The sequence below is a fragment of the Bradyrhizobium sp. SZCCHNR1015 genome (genome assembly GCF_032489875.1).
Taxonomy (GTDB): domain Bacteria; phylum Pseudomonadota; class Alphaproteobacteria; order Rhizobiales; family Xanthobacteraceae; genus Bradyrhizobium.
Map to the genome: position 1 here is coordinate 569,063 of NZ_JAUEYW010000001.1, position 20,742 is coordinate 589,804.

Genomic DNA, 20,742 nt, shown 5'->3' on the forward strand with positions numbered 1-20,742 from the left:
GATTTTTCCTTGCCCGGTTCCATCCGAGCCTCTAACGCTACGCTTCTGCCGCGCCCGAGGATAAGATGACCGACGCAATGACCTGCCCGCAATGCCGCTCCGAGCACGCCTATCAGGACGGCGCGCTGTGGGTCTGTCCCGAATGCGGCCATGAATGGAGCGGCGACGCCGCCCTTGCGGCAGCGGCCGGCGACGACGCCAGCATCCGCGACGCCAACGGCAACGTTCTGGCCGACGGTGACAGCGTCATCGTCATCAAGGACCTGAAAGTGAAGGGATCGTCGTCCGTCGTGAAGGGCGGCACCAAGGTGCGCAACATCCGCCTGCAGGAGGCGAGCGACGGCCACAACATCGCCTGCAAGATCGACGGCATCGGCCAGATGAACCTGAAGTCGGAGTTCGTGCGCAAGGCGTAGGGCCTCGTGCTCCCGGAACATTCGCGACGCCATGGCGTTCGGATCAACAACGGGAGGATGGCCATGCTGACGGACGACCAGATCGCGACGCTTTCGGATATCGGCCAGGCAATCGCCTTCTCACCCGACCGGCAGGACGAACTCGATGGACTGATCCGCGAGGGTTATGTCGCCAAGGACGGCGACATCTACGAGCTGACGGCGAAGGGGCAGAAGATCCTGACCGATCGAGGTGCCGGATTGAACGAGGCCTGACGACGCGGAGGCTCCCAGCACCGGGCGTCGGGGCGTCTATATCAGCGCCACCGGAAGTCTGGCATCAGGCCGGATATCATCCTGGGGATCGACGGTTCGTCTGCGGACGCCCGTGCGAACCGAACTCTGATTCAGCCAATGAACGGCGATACTCCGCCCGAAGCCCCCGAAGCCAATGTCCGCGAGCGCCGCAGGACTGCGCAGGCGCTGCCTGTTATTTGACGCAATAGGCCCCGCTCAGCCTCGGCACTCAGGCCGAACCACGCAACACGAGCAAATCGCCAAATGATCGAGCAGCAAACACGGGCCAGTTGCCGAACGCTGCGTGATCCAAGCAGTGAATCCATCACGCTTCTGTCGCCATGAAGTGACACCCGTAGCAATCCGTCCCGTAGCAGCACGACCTGGATTCATAACTTGGCATGAACTCTGCTTTCTCGATCCTGACCGGGTCCCACTCTTTGGAGGCAGAATCAACGTGCTCGTCACTCTCGTCGCAATGCTATGCAACGGCCAGCTCTGCATGGAGAAGGTCGTCACCAACAGCGAGATGTCCGGCATCACGATGACATCCTGCGCCGTCAGCGCGCAGATCGGAATCGCAGACTGGATGTCCAAGGGTCCCTATCACGAGTGGCATCTGCAGAGTTACAAGTGTGTCGCCGGCAAGTACGTGCCGAAAACCAGCGCCTGATCCGCTTTGTCCGTCCGGCCGGCGACCGGATATCCGGGGCCGGCCGGGCGGAGGAGCTCTGCACTGCTGTCAAATGTCCGACCCCAGCCGCGTCGCATTCGGGACATCCGCAGCAAAAAACTGCTGCCATTCGCAGGCAAACGAGCCCTGAATCGGCGGATTCGGTGCGCAATGGCGCTGGCCCGCTTCGTGCAATGCCCCTCAGCGACAATGAGGGGATGACGTCATGCCGTTCTACAGCTTCCATTGCGCGGCCTGCGCAGAGGATGTCGAGTTGCTGATCGGGATTTCTGAAAGGCCTGTCTGTCCGACCTGCGGCAGTCGCAAGCTGACCCGCCTTCCCTCGCTGCCGGCGCCGCCGGCGCGCAGCCCCGGCCTGATCAAGGCCGCTCGCAGCCAGGCAGCACGCGAGGGGCACTTCAGCAACTACAGCCGCGCTGAACGGAAGAAACGCTGACCCGGTCGGGGGGCCGGCGCTCAGCCTCAATCCGATGTGATCTGCACCTCCGGCACGTCATCCTCGGGATCGTCGATGTCGAGGCCGTCCTCCTCGTCTAGATCGATCCCGGAGAGGCAGATGTCACCGTCGTCGATCACAAGCTCGACCACAGACAACGTCCGGCCCTGACAGGGCCCAATGAAGCATTGTCCGGTATCGAGGTCGAACTGGGCACCATGCTCGCCACAAACGAGGAAATTACCTTCCTCGTCCATGAACTCGCCCGGATGCTTGTCGAGGCGGGCGCCCTGATGCGGGCAGGCATTCTCGAAGCCGTAGAAGTTGTTGCCCTTGCGCGTGACCAGGATCGGCCAAGGCTTGGCGCTGCCGTCGGGCTCGCGGCGCTGGAGAACAAAGCCACGCGCCGCGCCATCGTCCACCTCATAGGTCGCGCAGATCGCAAACAGCGTGCTCATCGTCCGCCTCTTCTCGCCTTGCTTGGCGTTTTGGCGCATCCGCGACATCGCAGGCGCGCTGAAGAGGCTCGCAGCAAGCAGCATGCCAGCCAGTGCCTGACAGGCAGATCGTGGGCCTCAGGCCGGTGGCATGCCGAGGCGGCCGATCCCGGGAAATTTCAGCGCCGGCCGGCGCAGATCGACGCCGAGAACTCCCCCGAAGAAGTTCAGCTCGACGCCCTCGATCCAGCCGACGGTGACACCGAGATAGCCACCGAGCGATACGAACAGACCGGTCCCGGAGGCCGTGCGCCCCCACCAGCCGTCAAAAGGGAAGTCCTTGCCGATTGCGGTCGGCGGCAGCACGGCGTTCAGCTCAGGAACCGCGTGCAGCGCCGCCTGCACGAAGGTGTTCGAATTCGGTCCCGGCCAGGCATTGTAGTCGCCATAGGCGCGGAAGCGGTAGTTCTCGATCACGCTGCGGATCCTCGGAATCACCCGCTCGGCTTCTTCGCCGTCGACGGCCAGCACTGTCTCCGGCAACGCACCGAACCAGCGACCATCGGGCGCGAAGCCATCGACCCGGATCGGCTCACCCCACGCGGTGTAGTCGTAGCGGGTGTAGCGCGGGCCGCCCTTCTCCTTCACGACGATCCAAGTGTGGACGGCGAAGATGCCACGCCAACGCACCGTGCGCGCAGCGAATACGCGAACCACCGCGTCGGCATGCTGCGCCGGCGATGGCAGCAGACCCGCGCTCGAACGGTCCGCGGTCTGCCAGCTGCCGCGGCGATCGCCGCGCAGATAGTTCGCGGCCGACAGCGATATGGGCACGAAGATGAGCAGCAGGAAAGCGAGCACGGGCTTTTTCACGATAGGCGAGAACAATGGAGGCGCCGAGGAATGACATCCATGTAGTCGTCGCGCCCGCCGTCGCCAGCGCCGGCCGGCACGCCGCCTTCACAATCCGGACACCACGCCAGTGCTGAAGACTCAGTGCCGGCGGAAACCACCGCCCGGGCCGGAACGCCCGCCGCCGCGAGGGCCGCTGACGCCCACACGCGCAGCACCCATGGCGGGGCCGCCCCCGATATGCGCCAAACCGATTTGCGGCGAAGTCCCGATCATGCGCATGCCGCCCATCTGCGCGCGGGCGCTCTGCGGCGCACCGCTGCTTCGGCTCATCGACGGCTGCACCATGGGTGGCGTTGCAACTCGCGCGGGACCACCAGCCACGACCGGAGGTGCGGCGGGGCCGGCGGCCGTCGCGGGCGGCACACGACCTTGCATGCCCGAAGGCGGTCCGGATCGTTGGCCTGTGCCGGCGACCGCGCCCGGCTGGATCACCCCGCCGGGACCGCGCCCCGGCATCCCCGGGGTCATGCCAGGCTGAGGCGGATTTTGCGCCATGACCGGCGGATGGCGATGCCAGTAGCGATTCCAGAACGCATGCCGATGATACCAAGGCCGGCCGAAATAGAAGCTGCTCCAATAGGTGGTCAGCGTGAAGCCGACAGTCGGCACGTACTCGACATATTCGGGCAGCTCAACGTACTGCTCACGATACAGATAGGCGAGCGTCCGCGCCGCGACCCAGCCGCGTTCGCCTCCGAAGCTGACATCGCACCACGCGCCGCCTTGAATGCAGCCATGGATGGTGATCCTGGCACCGGCCGGAATGCGCTCGACGACGGGAAAACCTGGGCCCGGTCCTGCGCGCATGGTGGCCGCGGTGCGCACCAGGCCCGGCGCGGCCACGGCCAGCGAGGCGGACGTGGCAATCAACAGCGCAGCAATGAGACACGTTCTGAGTTTCACCACGGGCACCCTCCTGTCTGTTTGCCGGAGCGAGCTCGGGCGCGAGACTCTCGTGCCCGCATGCGCGGCTCAGGCATCCACTTTACAGGGATGGTCGCAGACTATCGCGGCAACCTCACGGCGCTCCGTTGTCGGAGAGGAGTTGCGCTGCTCCACCGAGACCGCGGCGAAATGCTTCGTCGAACGTCACGCCACGGAATTGCCACCGGTCCTGCTTGCCGGCGCGATCGAGGCGCCATTGCGTGACCCAGCCCAGCTCGGCATCGTCCCAGGTGAGATCGCCAAAGAGCATGACATCGGCTCCGGGAAACCACGACGCGACCGCCGCGGGCTGGACATCGTTCAACTTGGTGCGCTCAATAGCGGCCTTCGAGACCTCGGAGGCGCTTGGCAGAGCGATCTCGAGCCCACGCTTGACAGCCGCTGCGCGCAGCGCGTCGCGCTGCAGATCGGACCTCCGGTCGTCGGATGCAACGAAGAAAGTGCGACCGCCCGACGTCATCGTCACGATCACGCCAATCGACGGGCGCGGCGCCGGCCACGGCTTGATGTTCAAGCTCGCAAGCAACTGATCGATCCGCGCGCGATCGAATGACACGGTCAGGTCATATGGACGGTCGCGCGTGCCCTGCTCGTCATGCTTCGGCTTGCCCGACATCTGATCGTGATAATCGAAGCCGGTGACGAACTCCGCGGCCCGCGCCTCGGGTGGTGCGAGCCTTGCATCGTTTCTGAGCTGAAATGCACCGGACACCTTGATCAGCACGTCTTCCAGACATGCTGCAAAGGCCGCCCGACGATTGTCCTCGCCCTGACCGGTCACGACCGTCTGCGCCTGGTACAGGTCGGTCGGGGCCGCAGTCGCAATAGTGCAGTTCCCGACGACCATCATCATCCAGAGCCCGAGACGCCATACGCCCCGTCCGCGGAGAGCACCGCACTGTCTCATCGCGCCCCTCGATCCGGCCATGACGGCTATTTCTGCCGATCGAGCTTGACGATCGTGGGTGTGGCGGCGTCAGACGTCGAGAACGTCACGCGATCGCCGGCGTGGATGTTCTCGATCATGGCGTTGTCCTTGATCTTGAACTCCTGGGCTGCTCCGGCCGTGTTGGCGCCGACGGTTCCATCGGGAATGCGCTTGATCGCGATCGTGCCGTTGAGACGGTTGATCCCCGTGACCATGCCCGCCGTCCCCTGCTCCGCTGCCAGGGCGGGCAGAGTTCCCACAAACATGGCGACCGTCGTCAGAATGATGCCAACTGCTCTCATCGCTGTTCTCCTGCCTTGCTTTTCGCGGCAAACAAAACACCACGAATTCTTTGGTTCCCCGAAAGGCCGCAACCCGAGCCACACTCTGTGAATCGCCGCTGCAGATCCTTATGTCGGCCGATGCGAACGACACGAGCTCGAGCAAGGCGCAACCGCATAGCCTCATCGGCCGGCTGCCCTCATGTAATGATTTGCACGGGTTTGTCATCACTCCAAGGCGGACCAGAGTCTCTCCGCGCGCGCAGGATCGACCGGACCTGTCACGTCGAATTCATCAATGCGTCATGTTGCGCCTTGACAGCGCCGGCCGCCGGGAGGACGATCGCTGCCGTCGTCCATTGCGGTAGCCGCTCATGGTGCCGATGATGTTGGAACGACGACGATCCATCTGATTGCAGGGAGGTTCAATGACTCCACCTCCGTACCAGGCCCGCTGAGTGCGACGGTAATCGCTCGGACCATCGCATAGCGGCAAATCACGAACGGCACGCCGGGTCGCGGCTTTGTGGGCTGCATCAGCGAGGCATGGCCCCTTGCCCACCCGGCGCTGTGCCGTGAATCTGGATCATCGGATCAGTGCGAACTCGGCAGCTCTCATTTGGGGAGCTGTGGTTCTGTGGTCCTCCCACGCGCCTCGAAACGCAATCCATCGTCAACGCAATCCGTCGTCCGCCAATCCGTCGTCCGAGTAGTCGATCGTCAACCGAGGCACGGCGGGCGCATGGGCCACCCGCCGCTCGCGTCGCACAATGCCGTAGCTACTTGGCTGTAGCTACTTGGCTGTAGCTACTTGGCCGCAGCTACTTGCCGTAGTCGTAGAAGCCCTTGCCGGTCTTGCGGCCGAGCTGGCCTGCGGCCACCATCTCCTTCAGCAGCGGCGCCGGCCGATACTTCGGATCGTTGAAGCCGTTGTAGAACACCTCCATCACCGACAGCATCGTGTCGAGACCGATCAGATCGGCCAGCGCCAGCGGACCGATGGGGTGATTGCAGCCGAGCTTCATGCCCTCGTCGATGTCCGCCGCGGTCGCAATGCCTTCCGAATACGCGAAGATCGCTTCGTTGATCATCGGGCACAGGATGCGGTTGACGGCAAAGCCCGGGCTGTTCTTCGCGGTGATCGCGACCTTGCCGATCCGCTTGGCGAAATCGACGGCCGCCGCATGGGTCGCATCCGAGGTCTGCAGGCCGCGGATCAGCTCGAGCAGCGCCATCATCGGCACCGGATTGAAGAAGTGCATGCCGATGAACCGGTCGGGCCGATCGGTGGCGGTGGCCAGCTTGGTGATCGAGATCGAGGAGGTGTTGGTCGCGATCAGCGCCTCGGGCTTCAGGCCGGCACAGAGGTCCTTGAGGATCTTGAGCTTCAGCTCCTCGTTCTCCGTGGCGGCCTCGATGACGAGGTCGCAGCTCGACAGCTTCGCCTTGTCGGCAGTGCCGGTGATCAGCGACAGCGCCTTGTCCTTGTCGGCGGCCGTCATTTTCTCCTTCTTGACCAGGCGATCGAGGCTGGAGCCCACCGTGGCGAGCCCGCGCGCCACCGCCTGCTCGGAGATGTCGACCATGACGACCGGCACGCCCGCGGCCGCGCAAACCTGCGCGATGCCGTTGCCCATGGTGCCTGCTCCGATGATGCCGACCGTCTGAATCATTGCCGCTTCCTCTCAGTCTCTTCCGCGGGGACCGCCCCGTCCTGCGCCGTTGCTTAACAGGCTATCGGCCCGCGGGGTAGACCCAACGCAAGGGCTGAGAACGGGCCGGCTGCCCCGCGGTTCGCCGGCATCGGGAAGCGGGCGCATCCGGCCAGGGCTGGTCCGCATGCACAGGAACGGATGCAACCTGCTCTGGTTGGTCTCGTGCCCGCCGAGACGAGCCGCGCCCGCGGCACGGCATCGGGCAGCCAGGAGCGTTTCGACCCAATGACGCGAAGAATGGAGGAGGACATGGGACTGGCTCAATACGCCATCGTCGCGGTCAACGATCATTGGAGCGTTCTGCATGACGGCAACGCCCATGGCGACTACGCGACCAAGGAGGCTGCGTTCGAATCCGCTGCATCAGCCGCGACGCCGGCCATCAAGCAAGGCCACGAGGTGCATCTCAGCGTTCCGGGCAATGACCCAGATCGATCGAACAACTAATCAGCACCACGACGCTGTCGTCTTGTTCCAACAGGACCTCCAGGGATAGTGAACTGCACGCTAACGTGTGTTAGCGACACAAGGCCGACTGGCTCGCAGACTTCTGTTCGAAGCAACAGGAGTTCGCCATGAGCGTCACCCGGAACCGGCGTAAGCAGACAGTGTCGTTCGGCCAGCGGCTGCAGCAGGCTGCAACAGCTGCCCGCGAAGCGGCAGCACGTCTTCCCGTAGGCCCCGAGCGCGACATCATGCTGAAGAAGGCGATGCAGGCGGAGACGGCGGCGCATATCAACGAGCTGTTGAGCGCGCCGGTGCTGCACGCCGCCGAGCGCTAGAGCGCGCGCCGTATCGTCTGCTGCGGCTTCGAAAGGAACCCGAACGCCCTCACGACGCTTTGCTTTCGAGGTCTGGTCTCGGCGAGAGGACGACGATGGCCCGGGTCGTGATCGGCACATCGGGATGGCACTACGGGTCCTGGCGCGGCGCGTTCTTTCCGCCGGGACTGCTGATCAGACATCAGCTGCCCTACTACGCCAGCCAGTTCGAGACCACCGAGCTGAATGGCGTGTTCTACAGGACGCCGACGGAAGCTGCCGTCCGTGGCTGGCGCGATCAGACCGGGCCCGATTTCGTTTTCGCCTGGAAGGCCTCCAAGTTCATCACGCATTGGAAGCGCCTCTCTGCGCGCTCGGTCAACAGCATCGCGCTGATGGAGAGCCGGCTGTCGCTGCTCGGCGACAAGGCTGGCCCCGTGCTGTTCCAGCTGCCGCCGCAATTCGAAGCGAATCGAGAACGGCTCGAGTCGTTTCTCCCGCTGCTGCCGACGCACCGGCGCTACAGCTTCGAATTCCGTCACCCGAGCTGGTACACACCGGCGATCATGCGCCTGCTGAGGGACGCGAACATCTCGCTATGCCTGTCGGACCATCACGACGCGCCGGCGCCGTGGAGGCGGACGGCCGATTTCGTCTATGTGCGCGGCCATGGCCCGGGCGGCCGCTACAAGGACAACTATCCGGACGCGACACTCGAAGCCTGGGCCAAGCGCATTCGCGCCTGGGCGTCGCACGGCATCGACGTCTACGTCTATTTCGACAACGACCAGAAGAGCGCGGCGCCCGCCGACGCTCTGCGGCTACGCCGGCTGCTCGCGGCATCTTCTCACCAGGCACGCCGCGCCGCGCGCGCCAGTTCGTCGGGACATCGTGCACATCTCTCGGTTTAGGTTTGCGACCCGGTGTCGCTGTTCGAGCGCTATGCGAAGGGCGGCGACAATCCGGCGCTGAAGGACGGGGCCGGCAAGACCCTGCCGGCCCTGCAGCATCATCTCGAGATGGCGCAGACCCTCGACAAGGGCAAGTGAGCGAACGATATGAGCGCCGGTCCGAGCCGGCGCTCATGATGTTGGAATGCAGTGCCGTGCAGTCCCGTCGTCAGGCAGCGCGCACGGAGCCCAGGAAGCGCGCGACCTCGCGCTTCAGGCGGGTGCTTTCACCGGCCAGCGATTGGGCCGCATTCAGCACCTGCGCCGACGCCTGGCCGGTGGCGCTGGAGCCGCGCTGCACATCCGTGATGTTCGCCGAGACCTCCTGCGTGCCGCGGGCCGCCTGTTGAATGCTGCGCGATATCTCCTGCGTCGCCGCGCCCTGCTCTTCCACCGCGGATGCGATCGTCGAGGCGATCTCCGACATCTTCTCGATGGTTTCGCCGATATCGCGGATCGCGTTCACCGACTCCTGCGTGGCCGCCTGGATGCCGTTGATCTGCTGGCTGATCTCGTCGGTGGCCTTCGCGGTCTGCTCGGCCAGCGCCTTCACCTCGGAGGCCACGACGGCGAAGCCGCGCCCCGCCTCGCCTGCGCGTGCCGCCTCGATGGTGGCGTTGAGCGCCAGCAGGTTGGTCTGGCCGGCGATCGAGTTGATGAGTTCCACGACGTCGCCGATGCGGGCCGCGGCCTTGGCAAGCTCGCCGACACGATCGTTGGTACGCTGCGCCTGCTGCACGGCCTCATTGGCGACGCGCGCCGAATCCTGAACCTGGCGGCCGATCTCCGTCACCGACGATGACATTTCCTCCGTCGCTGATGCCACCGACTGCACGTTGGTCGAGGCCTCCTCGGACGCCGAAGCGACGGTGGTGGCGAGCCGCTCGGACTGCTCGGCCGTGGTGGTGAGCGTTCCTGCCGAACTCTCGAGCGCCGTCGACGCCGAGGACACGACATCGACGATCTCGCTGATGACGGCCTCGAACTCGCGGGTGATCGTATCCACCCGCTGTCCACGCTGGATCTTGGCCTCCGCCTCGCTCGCTGCGGCCCGGTCTGCCGCCTTCTTCGCCAGCAGCGCATCCTTGAACACCTGCAGCGAGGCGGCGAGCGTGCCGATCTCGTCCTGCCGATCGCTGGCCGGAACGACAACGTCGTCACGGCCAGCCGCGAGGTCGCCGACCACGCCGGTCAGCGCAGCCAGCGGCGCGATCACGCGACGGCGCAGCATGAAGGTCACGACGCCGAGCATGCCGAGCAGCGCGAGCACCGCGCCGCTGCCGATCCCGAACATCACCAGTGCATCGTCCCGCGCCGTCTCGGCGCGCGTCCGTGCCTCGGCCAGCGCATTGTCGCGAACGGTCAGGAATTTTCCGATCGGCGGCACGACGGTGCCGCCCAAGTGCTCCGGTGACAGCGTGTAGCCGGCATTGCTGCGCGACGCCGCGATCTCCTTCTCGATCAGTCCCGCAGCGTTGTTGAAATATGCTTCGACCGCCTCCGACATCGCCTGCGCGACTTTCGGAGGATTGCCGAGTTGATCGATGCTCGACTCGATCCGTTCGCGATCGACCTCGATCCGGCCTTGCGCACGATCGATGTTGGAATACTCGGCCGGAGCCAGCGGACGCTTGGCGCCGAGCGCCGGGGCCAGCATCGCGGCGCGACCGCCGGCCGTGATCCGCAGATCCTGCGTGATGCGCGCAATCGACAGCAGCGGCGTCAGCGATGCATCGGCGGTCGCGACGCGGTTCTCGAGGCGGTTGAGCAGCGGCTCGACCGATTTCAGCACGTCGGTCAAGCCGGGCAGGAATCCCTTCATCGCAGCCGGGTCGCGCGCATTTAGCGGCAATCTCACGGCGCGGTCGACCATCGTGCGCACGTCGGTGAGCTTTGCCTTGGCGGCGTTCAGTCCGTCGAAGATGGCTTGGCTGTCGGAGAGCGTCTCAACGGCCGCTTTCGCCTTGGCGAAGGCGGCGTCGGCCTGCTGCCCGGCCTTGTCGACGGCGTCCAGCTGCACAGGAGTGGCCGGAACGTCCTGGAACATCGGCGTGACGAACGGCGCCCGCAATCCCGCGACGGCCTGGCCTGCAAGGAGCACGGCAGCGAACGCGTCGACTGACTTGATCGCTTCGGTTCTGCTCGCGTAGGCGCGATAGTGAGATACCAGCACCTCGCCTCCGAGAACACAGGCAAGCGCCGTGACCGAGAGCATCGATACCGCAAAGAGCTGACCGACTCGCATCGTGCATTTCCAGTTGATTGTTTCGGTCAACTTAGGAAGCGCAGTCTAAGAGGCTATTAACTTGCGCAGGCACGCCGCCGAGGGCAAATCGTCGCGGCCGCACGTCGATACCCGTATTTTCACGGGCCTCGACAGTGATTCATCATCGACTTTCATGAGAGTACGACGACAGAAGCGCGCAGTGCAGGTCGGACTCGCGCGATGTCGCTCATGCTCCGACCATCGCGCGATGGCGAAATCATCACCGAGATTGCGGCAGCAGACCCACGCACATCGACAACGCGTTGGTTCCTTGCGCAGGTGCAGAAAGATCAGCGGTCAACGCGGTATCATGCTAACATAAGTTATTGAAGTCGCGCCGCTTGGAACCCCAATAAACTAATTCGGGGGAACCACTCTTTGAGTCATCTGGTCCGCAAGCTTGAGAATTTCGTCCGCCTTTCTGCGGCCGACCGCCTGATGCTCAACCGCGCTGCGGCTCAACGGGTAAGGACCTTCGCGCCACGCACCGACATCGCGCGCGAAGGCGAGAAGCCCAAGGACGTGCATCTGATCCTGAACGGCTGGGCCTGCCGCTACAAGCAGCTCGAGGACGGCCGCCGCCAGATCGTCTCGTTCTTCCTGCCCGGCGATATCTGTGATCTCAACATCTTCATCCTGCGCGAGATGGACCATTCGATCGGCACCATCACGCCGGTGTCGATCGCCGATCTGCCGCGCGAGTTCTTCGACGAGATCAGCGCCGGCTATCCGCGCATTGCAACGGCGTTCTGGTGGGAGACACTGGTCAACGCCGCAATCCAGCGCGAATGGACCATGAATCTCGGGCAACGCACGGCGTCCGAACGCATGGCTCACCTGTTGTGCGAACTGTTCTTCCGGCTACGCCTGGCGGGCCTGGCCGACGACAGCAGCTGCAGCTTCCCGCTCACTCAGGCCGATCTCGCCGAGGCGACAGGCCTGTCGAAGGTCCACGTCAACCGCACGCTGCAGGAACTGCGCGCCAGCAACCTGATCGTGCTCAAGGGCAAGATGCTGGTACTTCCGGACCTCGAGCGCTTGATGAGCGCCGGCCTGTTCAACGCGAATTACTTGCATTTGGACCGCGAAGGCCGTCAGCTCGACGCGAATGAGTGAGAGGTTCGGAGCGCTGGCGCTTGCGCTATGCTGACTGTCTCGGCACTCTGCCGGGGAAACGGCGATGGTCGAACAGCGCATGGTGGACGGACCCTTCGAGCAGGAGATCGTGCAGCGCCTCGGGCTGATGCCCAACCTGTTCAGGTCGGCGCCGTCTGCGCCTGAGGCGACCCGACAGCTCTGGCAGTTCGCCAAATGCGCCTATCTCGACACCCCGCTTCCGGCCCTTTTCAAGGAGCGGCTCGCCGTCCATCTGTCGCGCCTCAACCGTTCGCCTTATTGTCTGACCCGGCATTTCGGATTTCTGGTTGGATCTGGCAAGCCCGCGGGTGACTCGACGTCCCGCCCGGAGCCGATCGATCGGGCGCGTCACCTGCTCGCGCGGCCGCTCGCGGATCCCGCGCGCACCGCGGCGGCGCTCGACCGGCTCGAGCTCATCCAGCCCCCGCTCGACATCCCGGAGCCGGGCAGCGACGGTGAGGCGGACCTGTTCGAGGCCGCGTCGGTGCTGTTCATGCAGCGTGCTGATTTCGACCGCTCGCGGCGCGCAATCCGACATGCCTTCGGCGACACCAGGTTCGATCTGCTGGCGGCCTTCCTCGCCTATCTGCGCACAGCCCATTTCTGGGCCGATGCACACCTGCTCGCGATCGATTCGGACGTGCTTGCCCTCGCACGGACCGATCCCGAGCTCGCCGTCTGCCTCGGCTGCAGCGAGCTGCCGGAGGCCGGGCCGTCCGCACGGCAGCCGCATTCGAACGGCAGCGATGCCAGCGACCATCGGCTGCGCCGCCTCCTCGAGATCGATTCGGTCGGCGTGCTGTTCTTCGATCATGCAGCCGGCACCCTGGTCGACGCCAACGAGGCCTTCTTGGCGATGACAGGCTATTCGCGTCAGGACATCGACAGCGGCCAGCTGACCTGGAAGAGCCTGACACCCCCGGAATGGATGGGTACATCGAGCGACCAGATCGAGCTGCTGCGGCAGACCGGCCGGATCGGTCCCTATGAGAAGCAGTATTTTCGCAAGGACGGCGAACGCGCCTGGATGATGTTCGCCGGCCGGGACCTCGGCGACGGCACCCTGGTCGAGCTCGCGATGAACATCGACGACCGCAAGCGCACCGAGGCCGCGCTACGCGACAGCGAGGCGCGTTTCCGCCAGTTCGGCGAAGCATCCTCCGACGTGGTGTGGATCCGCGATGCCGAGACCCTGCACTGGGAATATCTCAGCCCCGCATTCGAGACCATCTATGGCGTGCCGCGCACCGCTGTGCTCCGCGGCGACCATCTCGCATCGTGGACCGAGCTCATGCTGCCGGAGGACCGGCCCCGCGCCGTCGAGAGCCTCGAGCGCGCCCGGCGCGGCCAGCGCGACAGCCTGGATGTCCGTATCGTCACGCAGCCGGACGACGTCGCGCGCTGGCTGCGCATCCGTAGTTTTCCCATGGTCGACGAGCTGGGACGGGTGCAGCGCATCGGCGGCATCACCCAAGATATCACGGCGCTGGTCTCGGCCTCCGAGCACCAGAAGCTGCTGCTCGCCGAGCTGCAGCACCGCGTCCGCAACATGCTCGCCGTGATCCGCTCGATCATCCGCCGCACGGGCGACTCGAGCGACAGCGTCGAGGATTTCGCCAGTCACCTCGAAGGCCGCATCACGGCGCTGTCGCGCATCCAGGCGGTCGTCACGCGCGATCCCCTCGCCGGTTTCGATCTGGCGGAGCTGATCGCCGATGAGCTGCGCGCCGGAGCCGCGCGCGAGGACAGGCAATTCTCGCTGTCGGGCCCCCAGGTGCGGTTGAGGCCGAAGGCGGCCGAGAGCATCGGGCTTGCCATGCACGAGCTCGCGACCAATGCGCTGAAATACGGCGCGCTGACAGTGCCGCGGGGCTTCATCAGGATCGAATGGCGGCTCGATGAGCGCGACGCGGCCGACTGGCTGGTCATCGACTGGACCGAGACCGGCATGTCCGGCCGTCCGCTGGCTGCGCAGCGCCAGGGCTTTGGAACCGTGCTGCTGGAACAGATGCTGCCGTACGAGGTCGGTGCCCGCGTCGTCCGGCGCTTTGAGCCGAGCGGCCTCTGCTGCGAAATCCGGTTGCCCACCCACGACATTCTCAAGCGTTGACGGGCCGATCGAAGCTTCGTTCCGCGGCACCGGTCGGTCACAACGGCCGGGGATCTCGCCGGCACGGCGAACGCCGTCGGCATAGCCTTCGCGGCGCGTTCGGGGTATGCTCCGCCTGCGGCCTGAGGTGGAGGTCGCATGGGTCGCGCAACCGCCATGTCTTCGCCTTGGTTCGGGCGGATATGACCAAGTGTCGATGAGATTAGGAATCAGCCGAGCGTCGCGACGGAACGATGATGGGATGTTCCTGAGCATGCGGCTCTGGCCAAGATGGACGACCGTGAACATGCAGATGCGTGGGCACGAGGGACAACCGGTATCCAGGTTCTGTGCTGATGCGGCCGGAGAGGCCGAACGTCCCGTGGCGCAGTCGTCATCCGACGTTGGTGTCACGAGGCGTCAGTACGATGCGGCGTGAGTACGCGAAGCGTTGGTGCACGAGGCGTTGGTAGGACGACGCATCGGAACAGAGCCGAGCGCCGCCTGCGAGGCGGACGACAACGGAGGACGGAGCGTCAATGCTTGCAACGACGACCAAAGACGGCGATCAGCAGCCTCATGCCGTGATCGATCCCGAGATCGTGCTGGCGGCCCGCGCCGATCGCACCGCCGCCGAAGCGGACAGGCGCAGCTCGCAACGGCCACCGGATGTACCCTCGCCGAAGATCGACCCTGACTACAGGACGCAGGCGACGAGCGACTTCGCGGTCACCGGAGAGCGCAGCACGTTCGCCACCTGGGCCGTGCGCACCATTCTGGCGGTGCTGTTCGCGGTCGGCAGCGCGGTCGCCGCAGCCGCCTGGCAGAGCTATGGAGACCAGGCCCAGGAGATGATCGCGCATTGGATGCCGCGGATCTCGCTGGCATCGAACACCGACAAGGATGCCGCGGCACAGCCGGCCGCGACCGCGCCCCAGCAGACGGCCGCAGAAGCGCCGGCTGAGGCGCAGGAGCACGCAACGAGCGCGGCTGGCGCGACCGCGTCGCAGGAGCAGGCGCAGTTGCTGCAATCGATGGCCCACGACCTGGCTGCCTTGAGCCAGCAGATCGGCGAGCTGAAGACGAGCCTCGCACAGTTGAAGGCCGGGCAGGAGCAGATGGTCCGCGACATGGCGCGGGTCGCCGAGGCCAAGTCCAGCGACAGGCCCGCCGAGCGGCCGAGCGAGCGGACCGCGGAAGCACGGTCGTTCGATCCGCGCGCCATCGAGCAGACGATCCGGCCGCGCCCGGCCGCGCGCCCTGCGACGGCGGCCGTAACCCCGGCACAGCCCGGAGCAGCGGTGCCGCACCGGCCGCGCATGCCGCCGCCGGCTGCAGCCAACATGGTACCCCCGCCGCCCGCTCCGATGCCGCTGCCGTCGGCGCCGGTCGATCCGGACCAGCCCGTGGTGCGTCCGCCAATGCCGGTGCGCTAAGGGATCCGCACAGGCGCCCGCGCCGGTCCGCGCCGATTGGCGCGGGGGTGATCGATGCCGTCGATCCACTTGTCGCGACGCGGCTTTCCGAGCTAAGGAGCTGCGCCTGACAATGCGCATCCCGAGGGGTTCATGAGCCTGACCGATCCGACCGTCCTGTCCGCCTCCGACCTCGCAGACCGCATCGCGATCCTGCGCGACAACATCCGCCAGATCACCGAGCAGGCCGCCTCGCAGTCGGGTGCCGCCGACGAGGAGCGCAACGCCGACCGCCTCGCGCAGCAGAGCGAGGAGCTCGACGTTCTGCTCAAGGAGCAGGAGCGGCGGCTGAACAAATAGCCGGCGGCCCCTTCGATCAATTCGCGCGTGCTGCACTGCGCTCGTTGTTGCCCGGGCTTCGCCCACAGGCTAGCCTCGCCGAAAACAAGCGGGAGGTAGCCAGAGGATGCGAAACGGTCTGCTTTATACGTCAACCCTTGCGGCATTGAGCATTGCGGCATTGCTGGCGGCCCTGACACCGGGCAGCGCCGAGCCACGCCACATGTATACGACCATGGTGCTGGAGGCGTTCGCCACCAAGGTCGAATGTCCCGGCGTCGACGTCGTCTATCAGGATCTGGTCCAGAAGGCGCAGGACATGAAGATGCCTGACGGCACGACCGAGAAGGTGCGCAAGGCGATCGCCTATATGCACACCGGCGGCAAGATGGGCGAGAAGCAGGACGACGATCTGATGGCGGAGGTCGCCGTCGCCACCCAGGCCATCGACATGGATCAGCGCCGCCTCGGCATGACGAACTGGTGCGAGGAGCAGAAGAAGACGCTGGCCGGCTTCATCCGTCCCAAGGGCTGAGCCGGGCTCGCGGCGCAGGCACAGCACAGCTCTCGCAGCGGCCGGGAACCAGAATGGCCGCTGCCGCTTGGCCGTAGCGGCTGCTGCGTAGCAGACGTCCAGCCCGGAGCGAGCCATGCGCATCGAAACCGCTTTCCTGTTCGACCTCGACGGCACGCTGGTCGACAGCGTCTACCAGCATGTGCTGGCCTGGAAGACGGCGCTGGATGCCGAGAGCATCGAGCTCTCGGTCTGGCGCATCCACCGCAAGATCGGGATGAGCGGCGGCCTGTTCACCAACCAGCTGCTGCGCGAGACCGGCTATGCCATCGAGCCCGAGCGGATCGAGCGGCTGCGGAAGGCGCATGCGGCGGCCTATCAGAAGCTCGGAGGCCAGGTCCGCCCCCTGCCCGGCGCCCGCGAGCTGCTCGGCTTCCTGACCGATGCCGGCATCCCCTGGGCGATCGCGACCAGCGGCAGAATGGAAACGGCGGCCGTCAATCTCGCCGCGCTCGGCGTCGATCCCAAGACCAGCGCCGTCGTGACCCGCGACGAGGTCCGCTACGCCAAGCCTGATCCCGATCTGTTTCTCGCCGCCGCCGCCCGCCTCGACATGTCGATCGAGCGCGCGGTCGTGGTCGGCGACAGCATCTGGGACATGCTCGCCGCAACCCGCTGCCGGGCGCTCGGAGTCGGCCTGTTGAGCGGCGGCTATGGCTCGGAGGAATTGCGCCAGTCCGGCGCCATCCGAGTCTACGAGGACCCGGCCGACCTGCTCGACCACATCGACGAGGTCGGCGGCCGGCGTTGACTCCAGCCAGTCAGCTCTGCGGCCCGGACAGCGAGATGTCGCGTTCGGCGCGGAACACGTTGGCGTAGAGGTTTGCGATCCACTGGCGTCCGGTCGAGGTCATGTTGAGATAGCGGATCTCGGTCTGGATGTGCGGGGCGACGCTGTTCCAATAGAACTGCGGATAACGGTTGACGATGTCGGCCGGTGACTCATAGCCGAGCTGCCGGTTGATGCCGACCTCCTCGAACTCGTGATACAGCGCGTTGGCCTTGCGGATGTAGTTGGGGTCGCCGAGCTGTCCGATCAGGTCGGCGGCGCGCACGATCGACTGCTCTTCGTCGAAGTGCTGGCCGGCGAGCGGCGGAAAGCGCGTGCCTTCGATGGCGCGGGCGATGCGGTCCTTGTCCAGCGGCGCCATGCCTTCGATGCGGTTGATCACGTACAGCTTCGAGCGGTCGACGTGATACGGCATCAGGCTGGCATCGGAGGAGCCGCGCGGCAGGCAGATCTTGCGGCCACCGCGATCGACGACGAAGCCGTTGACATCGTCTTCCCTGAACAGGCCGCGGACATAGCCGATGTCGTGAAGCAGGCAGGCCAGGATGACGTGGACGTAGTCGTCCGCCGTCATGTGGCTGTGCAGCGCACGGCCGCGCAGGATCTCGTGGCCGGCCAGCGTCACCAGCAAGGTGTGCTCGACGTTGTGATACAGCGCATCGCTGTTGCCGATGCATTCCAGTGCAATGCGCGCAGCCGCCGGAAGCATCTCCGTCAACTGGGTATGAGACGATCCGAAACGGCGTCGCATATAGGAGCTGAGGAAACGCTCCAACGCCGCCGCCGCGAGCTCCGGTAAGGTCATCATCGCCGCTGCCCTGCCTCAGACAGCCCTAACACAACGTCAAAAGACATAACGCCCGAAAACACAATCACGATAGCGCGGCTCGTGGCACGACTGAGACGTCACGATGATACGGCTCGGGGCGGCCAGCTTCGCACCGACACGCACGAGATCGGCCCCCCGGGGCGTCGAGCACCTTGGCCGACGAGCATAGCCCAGGTTGCGGATATCGGCCACACCCGGACGAGCGCACACCGGAAAACTGCGGGCGGAGCGGCTGAACCTGAGCAGCTCACGTTCACTTGCCGCGGCCCGTTCCCCTCGCAGGACGAAGCGAGCGGAGATCATCGTGCGGCCCGCCGGACTAGCGTCCCCGGACCGGCAGCGGCGGCCGCGGCGGTCGCGTCTCACCGCGATAGTCCCGTCGCCGCGCAGCAGGATGACGGGCCGGCGCAACTGCCGGCGCATCGACCGACTGCAGATAGGTGCTCAAGGCCGACGCGGCGTCGTCGCTGCTGGTGTAGTGCTTCTGCAGGAACAAATAGAGCGTCAGGCGGAAGCGTCCCTTGGCGAGCCCACGTGCCGAGCGATGACAGGTGGCGCAGCTGTCCGCAAACAGCCGCGCGCCGGATTTACCGGCATCGAGATTTTCCGCCCGTGCACCGCTGATGACAATCAGCAGCAGCACGGCCGATCCAACAAGCCCCAGCTGCGCTCCGGCGCGCCTGCGCGCAGGGACGCGCTCAGGCGACATCAGCCTGCGGGCTTTCCTCGGCCTGCGCACCCAGCGCATCGAGATCGACCAGCGCCGGATCGTCGGGCATCGGCTCGCTCTGCTGCTGTCCGCCGCCATGGACGTGCATCAGCGTCTGCACCCGGCGCGCGTTGAGATAGTCGACGTGCTGATGCGCCAGCGCCAGCGGCAGCAGGGCCTTGGGCAGCGCGGTCATGGTAAAGGCGGCGACGCGCTTCACCTCCTCGCCCTCACGCCAGGTCAGCGGGCTCAGCGTATAGATCATCTGGCGGTCGGTCTCGGGCGCCGGCAGTTGCCGCATCTCGGGCGGCGCCAGCAGGGCCACGTTGATGTTTCCGGCCCGCGTGCGGCTCGCGGCCGCGCGCAGCTCCCAGCAGATCAGCTCCGCGGCGGACATCACCTCGCGCCGGATGTCGTCGACATCGGACGCGAAGCGGCTGGCCTCGCTCAGCGCCGCGCGGCCGCGCGTCACCGCATCGACAAGCGCCGCCGCACCGATCTCGAAGCGCGGAACCGCCTGCTCGATCGCGGTGGCGACGGCCTCGATGTCGTTGGCAGCGCGGTCGCGGTCGCGCTGCGCCACCGCGTCGGCGAAGGCGCGTTCGGCCAGGATGATCTGCTCATCGCATTCGGCGACTGCTGCGCGCAGCGCCTTGGCCTTCTGCTCGACGGCCTGCATCTTGGATTCGGCACGATCGAGCTGCCCGTTGCTGGCGCCGGCCTTGGCGAGCCGCTCTGCGGCAACCTTCTTCTCGTCCAGCGCCGCCTCGGCCACGCGGAGGCGATCCGTCAGCCGTTGCCGCGCGGCCTGCTTGTCCTTCAGCGCACGCTCGAAGATCTCGACGGGGCTCAGCTCACGCTTGAAGAAGACCATGGCAATAATCCCTGGACGGCGGGCGCGCCGGCAAACGTTGGTCGGCGAATCCATCGCCGAATCATGTTGCCCGATTCTTGCGTGGAAAATGGGTCGGAAACCAGAATGAGATGCGGCACACGTTTCCCTTGACGGAACGTATCCACCGCCGGCTGCTGCGGAGCAGAGTCGGTCGATCCGGCGGAACGCGCGGCAATATTCGGTAAAATGGAAACCGATGTCAGCTCTGGTGCGGGCCGCGCATCATCCGCATCGCATCCGAGATGTGGCGCCATTCGCGGGCCTCCTCGGCCTCGCCGCTGGCTTCGCATTGCTGCGCCTTCTGCGCAGCCTGCGCGACGGCCGAGGCGCCGTGCATCTCGAGCATCTGCCGGGCGATCGCGTGGATCTGGACTTCAGACATCATGTCGAGCTCCTGTCGCCGGATCGAATAACCCAAGTCAACTTTCTCCACACCGATGCGTTCCGTGAGATGGATCACTGCGGGCCCGGTTCCCCAGGCTTAGACTTCTCCCCGTAATTTACCTTACGTGATCAATCCGATTTCGCGTGCGCCGCCACACTGTTACTCCTGGCTGAGATTCGCCGGATGGCGATTGAGGAGACGGACATGACGCAGGTCTTCTTCCACTGCTCCAATCCCGAGGAGTTTCTCGTCGATCGGCGTGGAACCGCGGTCGTCGATCTCGCCGAGGCCTGCGATCACGCCGAGCGCGTCATGCATTCGCTGATTTCCTCCGAAAGCGACGAGGATTGGCGCGACTGGGTGCTGCACATTTCCGATGATCTCGGCGAGGAAATCATCGCCATGCCGTTCACGTCGGTGCTCGGCGCGATGCATTGAACGACGCTGCGCGCCATGCCGCGGCGCTGAGACATTGTGTCCGCATTAGGGTTACCGGTTCCCTGACAGGTTCCACTCCCCGCATTCTTCTCGCCACATTTGTCCGCCATTTCGGCGCTGTT

General features: G+C 65.5%; 26 protein-coding genes and 1 pseudogene. 15 read left to right on the forward strand and 12 right to left on the reverse strand.

What is annotated here, in order from left to right; genetic code table 11:
- The first annotated feature begins 65 nt into the window (after window positions 1–65).
- The 4 genes from QX128_RS02560 (at window position 66) to QX128_RS02575 (ending at window position 1,822) form a co-directional block, all read left to right on the forward strand.
- The gene (locus QX128_RS02560) at window positions 66–416 is read left to right on the forward strand and encodes a zinc ribbon domain-containing protein YjdM (RefSeq protein WP_315755663.1); all 351 of its coding nucleotides are present in this window, start codon (window positions 66–68) and stop codon (window positions 414–416) included.
- A 63-nt stretch (window positions 417–479) separates the two neighbouring features.
- On the forward strand, window positions 480–671 hold the full coding sequence (locus tag QX128_RS02565; RefSeq protein WP_315712266.1) for a hypothetical protein: 192 nt from the start codon (window positions 480–482) through the stop codon (window positions 669–671).
- Window positions 672–1,149: 478 nt separating this feature from the next.
- The gene (locus QX128_RS02570) at window positions 1,150–1,365 is read left to right on the forward strand and encodes a hypothetical protein (protein WP_316215681.1); all 216 of its coding nucleotides are present in this window, start codon (window positions 1,150–1,152) and stop codon (window positions 1,363–1,365) included.
- A gap of 226 nt (window positions 1,366–1,591) precedes the next feature.
- Window positions 1,592–1,822: a zinc ribbon domain-containing protein gene (locus tag QX128_RS02575; RefSeq protein ID WP_315800203.1), complete on the forward strand. Its 231-nt coding sequence runs from the start codon at window positions 1,592–1,594 to the stop codon at window positions 1,820–1,822.
- A gap of 26 nt (window positions 1,823–1,848) precedes the next feature.
- Here the strand turns inward: QX128_RS02575 and QX128_RS02580 are convergent, their stop codons facing one another.
- The 6 genes from QX128_RS02580 to QX128_RS02605 all read right to left on the reverse strand — a co-directional run bounded on the left by QX128_RS02580 (window position 1,849) and on the right by QX128_RS02605 (window position 7,001).
- The gene (locus tag QX128_RS02580; protein ID WP_315800204.1) at window positions 1,849–2,280 is read right to left on the reverse strand and encodes a Rieske (2Fe-2S) protein; all 432 of its coding nucleotides are present in this window, start codon (window positions 2,278–2,280) and stop codon (window positions 1,849–1,851) included.
- Between the two features lie 117 nt (window positions 2,281–2,397).
- Entirely contained in the window at window positions 2,398–3,120 is a 723-nt protein-coding gene (locus QX128_RS02585; RefSeq protein WP_315800438.1) for a DUF3750 domain-containing protein, read from the reverse strand.
- 132 nt (window positions 3,121–3,252) lie between these two features.
- Window positions 3,253–4,080 (reverse strand): SH3 domain-containing protein, encoded by an 828-nt coding sequence (locus QX128_RS02590; RefSeq protein WP_316236603.1) that lies wholly within the window; start codon window positions 4,078–4,080, stop codon window positions 3,253–3,255.
- A 112-nt stretch (window positions 4,081–4,192) separates the two neighbouring features.
- Window positions 4,193–4,972, reverse strand: a complete 780-nt coding sequence (locus tag QX128_RS02595; RefSeq protein WP_316215679.1) for a DUF2066 domain-containing protein — start codon at window positions 4,970–4,972, stop codon at window positions 4,193–4,195.
- An 80-nt stretch (window positions 4,973–5,052) separates the two neighbouring features.
- Window positions 5,053–5,349, reverse strand: a complete 297-nt coding sequence (locus QX128_RS02600; RefSeq protein ID WP_315800206.1) for a copper-binding protein — start codon at window positions 5,347–5,349, stop codon at window positions 5,053–5,055.
- 800 nt (window positions 5,350–6,149) lie between these two features.
- Window positions 6,150–7,001: a 3-hydroxybutyryl-CoA dehydrogenase gene (locus QX128_RS02605; RefSeq protein ID WP_316236604.1), complete on the reverse strand. Its 852-nt coding sequence runs from the start codon at window positions 6,999–7,001 to the stop codon at window positions 6,150–6,152.
- Window positions 7,002–7,292: 291 nt separating this feature from the next.
- On the opposite strand from QX128_RS02605, the gene QX128_RS02610 reads away from it, so the two are divergent.
- The 4 genes and pseudogenes from QX128_RS02610 to QX128_RS02625 form a co-directional block, all read left to right on the forward strand.
- On the forward strand, window positions 7,293–7,490 hold the full coding sequence (locus QX128_RS02610; RefSeq protein ID WP_316236605.1) for a hypothetical protein: 198 nt from the start codon (window positions 7,293–7,295) through the stop codon (window positions 7,488–7,490).
- A gap of 128 nt (window positions 7,491–7,618) precedes the next feature.
- On the forward strand, window positions 7,619–7,825 hold the full coding sequence (locus QX128_RS02615) for a hypothetical protein (protein WP_315800208.1): 207 nt from the start codon (window positions 7,619–7,621) through the stop codon (window positions 7,823–7,825).
- Window positions 7,826–7,920: 95 nt separating this feature from the next.
- The gene (locus QX128_RS02620; protein WP_316215902.1) at window positions 7,921–8,715 is read left to right on the forward strand and encodes a DUF72 domain-containing protein; all 795 of its coding nucleotides are present in this window, start codon (window positions 7,921–7,923) and stop codon (window positions 8,713–8,715) included.
- Window positions 8,716–8,721: 6 nt separating this feature from the next.
- Window positions 8,722–8,853, forward strand: a pseudogene (locus QX128_RS02625) (DUF4142 domain-containing protein); the annotation flags it as partial.
- A 70-nt stretch (window positions 8,854–8,923) separates the two neighbouring features.
- Here QX128_RS02625 and QX128_RS02630 read toward each other — a convergent pair.
- A complete protein-coding gene (locus tag QX128_RS02630; RefSeq protein WP_316236606.1) occupies window positions 8,924–10,999 on the reverse strand; it encodes a HAMP domain-containing methyl-accepting chemotaxis protein in 2,076 nt (691 codons plus the stop codon).
- Between the two features lie 399 nt (window positions 11,000–11,398).
- Between QX128_RS02630 and QX128_RS02635 the strand changes: the two genes are divergently transcribed.
- The 6 genes from QX128_RS02635 (at window position 11,399) to QX128_RS02660 (ending at window position 17,325) form a co-directional block, all read left to right on the forward strand.
- Complete coding sequence (locus QX128_RS02635; RefSeq protein WP_315712288.1) at window positions 11,399–12,136, forward strand: Crp/Fnr family transcriptional regulator; 738 nt, start codon at window positions 11,399–11,401, stop codon at window positions 12,134–12,136.
- A gap of 64 nt (window positions 12,137–12,200) precedes the next feature.
- Window positions 12,201–14,267, forward strand: a complete 2,067-nt coding sequence (locus QX128_RS02640; RefSeq protein ID WP_316236607.1) for a PAS domain S-box protein — start codon at window positions 12,201–12,203, stop codon at window positions 14,265–14,267.
- A 518-nt stretch (window positions 14,268–14,785) separates the two neighbouring features.
- Window positions 14,786–15,682: a hypothetical protein gene (locus QX128_RS02645; protein ID WP_316180829.1), complete on the forward strand. Its 897-nt coding sequence runs from the start codon at window positions 14,786–14,788 to the stop codon at window positions 15,680–15,682.
- A 132-nt stretch (window positions 15,683–15,814) separates the two neighbouring features.
- Entirely contained in the window at window positions 15,815–16,021 is a 207-nt protein-coding gene (locus QX128_RS02650) for a hypothetical protein (RefSeq protein ID WP_315712292.1), read from the forward strand.
- 106 nt (window positions 16,022–16,127) lie between these two features.
- A complete protein-coding gene (locus QX128_RS02655) occupies window positions 16,128–16,535 on the forward strand; it encodes a hypothetical protein (RefSeq protein WP_316180831.1) in 408 nt (135 codons plus the stop codon).
- Between the two features lie 115 nt (window positions 16,536–16,650).
- On the forward strand, window positions 16,651–17,325 hold the full coding sequence (locus QX128_RS02660) for an HAD family hydrolase (protein WP_316180833.1): 675 nt from the start codon (window positions 16,651–16,653) through the stop codon (window positions 17,323–17,325).
- A 10-nt stretch (window positions 17,326–17,335) separates the two neighbouring features.
- Here the strand turns inward: QX128_RS02660 and QX128_RS02665 are convergent, their stop codons facing one another.
- The 5 genes from QX128_RS02665 to QX128_RS02685 all read right to left on the reverse strand — a co-directional run bounded on the left by QX128_RS02665 (window position 17,336) and on the right by QX128_RS02685 (window position 20,179).
- Window positions 17,336–18,172, reverse strand: a complete 837-nt coding sequence (locus tag QX128_RS02665) for an HD domain-containing protein (RefSeq protein ID WP_315800215.1) — start codon at window positions 18,170–18,172, stop codon at window positions 17,336–17,338.
- Window positions 18,173–18,512: 340 nt separating this feature from the next.
- The gene (locus QX128_RS02670) at window positions 18,513–18,902 is read right to left on the reverse strand and encodes a cytochrome C (RefSeq protein ID WP_316236608.1); all 390 of its coding nucleotides are present in this window, start codon (window positions 18,900–18,902) and stop codon (window positions 18,513–18,515) included.
- A complete protein-coding gene (locus QX128_RS02675; RefSeq protein WP_316215675.1) occupies window positions 18,892–19,776 on the reverse strand; it encodes a hypothetical protein in 885 nt (294 codons plus the stop codon). The genes QX128_RS02670 and QX128_RS02675 overlap by 11 nt, the downstream gene beginning before the upstream one ends.
- On the reverse strand, window positions 19,752–20,051 hold the full coding sequence (locus QX128_RS02680; RefSeq protein WP_316236609.1) for a hypothetical protein: 300 nt from the start codon (window positions 20,049–20,051) through the stop codon (window positions 19,752–19,754). The genes QX128_RS02675 and QX128_RS02680 overlap by 25 nt, the downstream gene beginning before the upstream one ends.
- On the reverse strand, window positions 19,997–20,179 hold the full coding sequence (locus tag QX128_RS02685; protein ID WP_315741166.1) for a hypothetical protein: 183 nt from the start codon (window positions 20,177–20,179) through the stop codon (window positions 19,997–19,999). Before QX128_RS02685 ends, QX128_RS02680 begins: the two co-directional genes overlap by 55 nt.
- A 207-nt stretch (window positions 20,180–20,386) precedes the next feature.
- On the opposite strand from QX128_RS02685, the gene QX128_RS02690 reads away from it, so the two are divergent.
- The gene (locus QX128_RS02690; protein WP_315800218.1) at window positions 20,387–20,620 is read left to right on the forward strand and encodes a DUF6894 family protein; all 234 of its coding nucleotides are present in this window, start codon (window positions 20,387–20,389) and stop codon (window positions 20,618–20,620) included.
- Window positions 20,621–20,742: the final 122 nt, after the last annotated feature.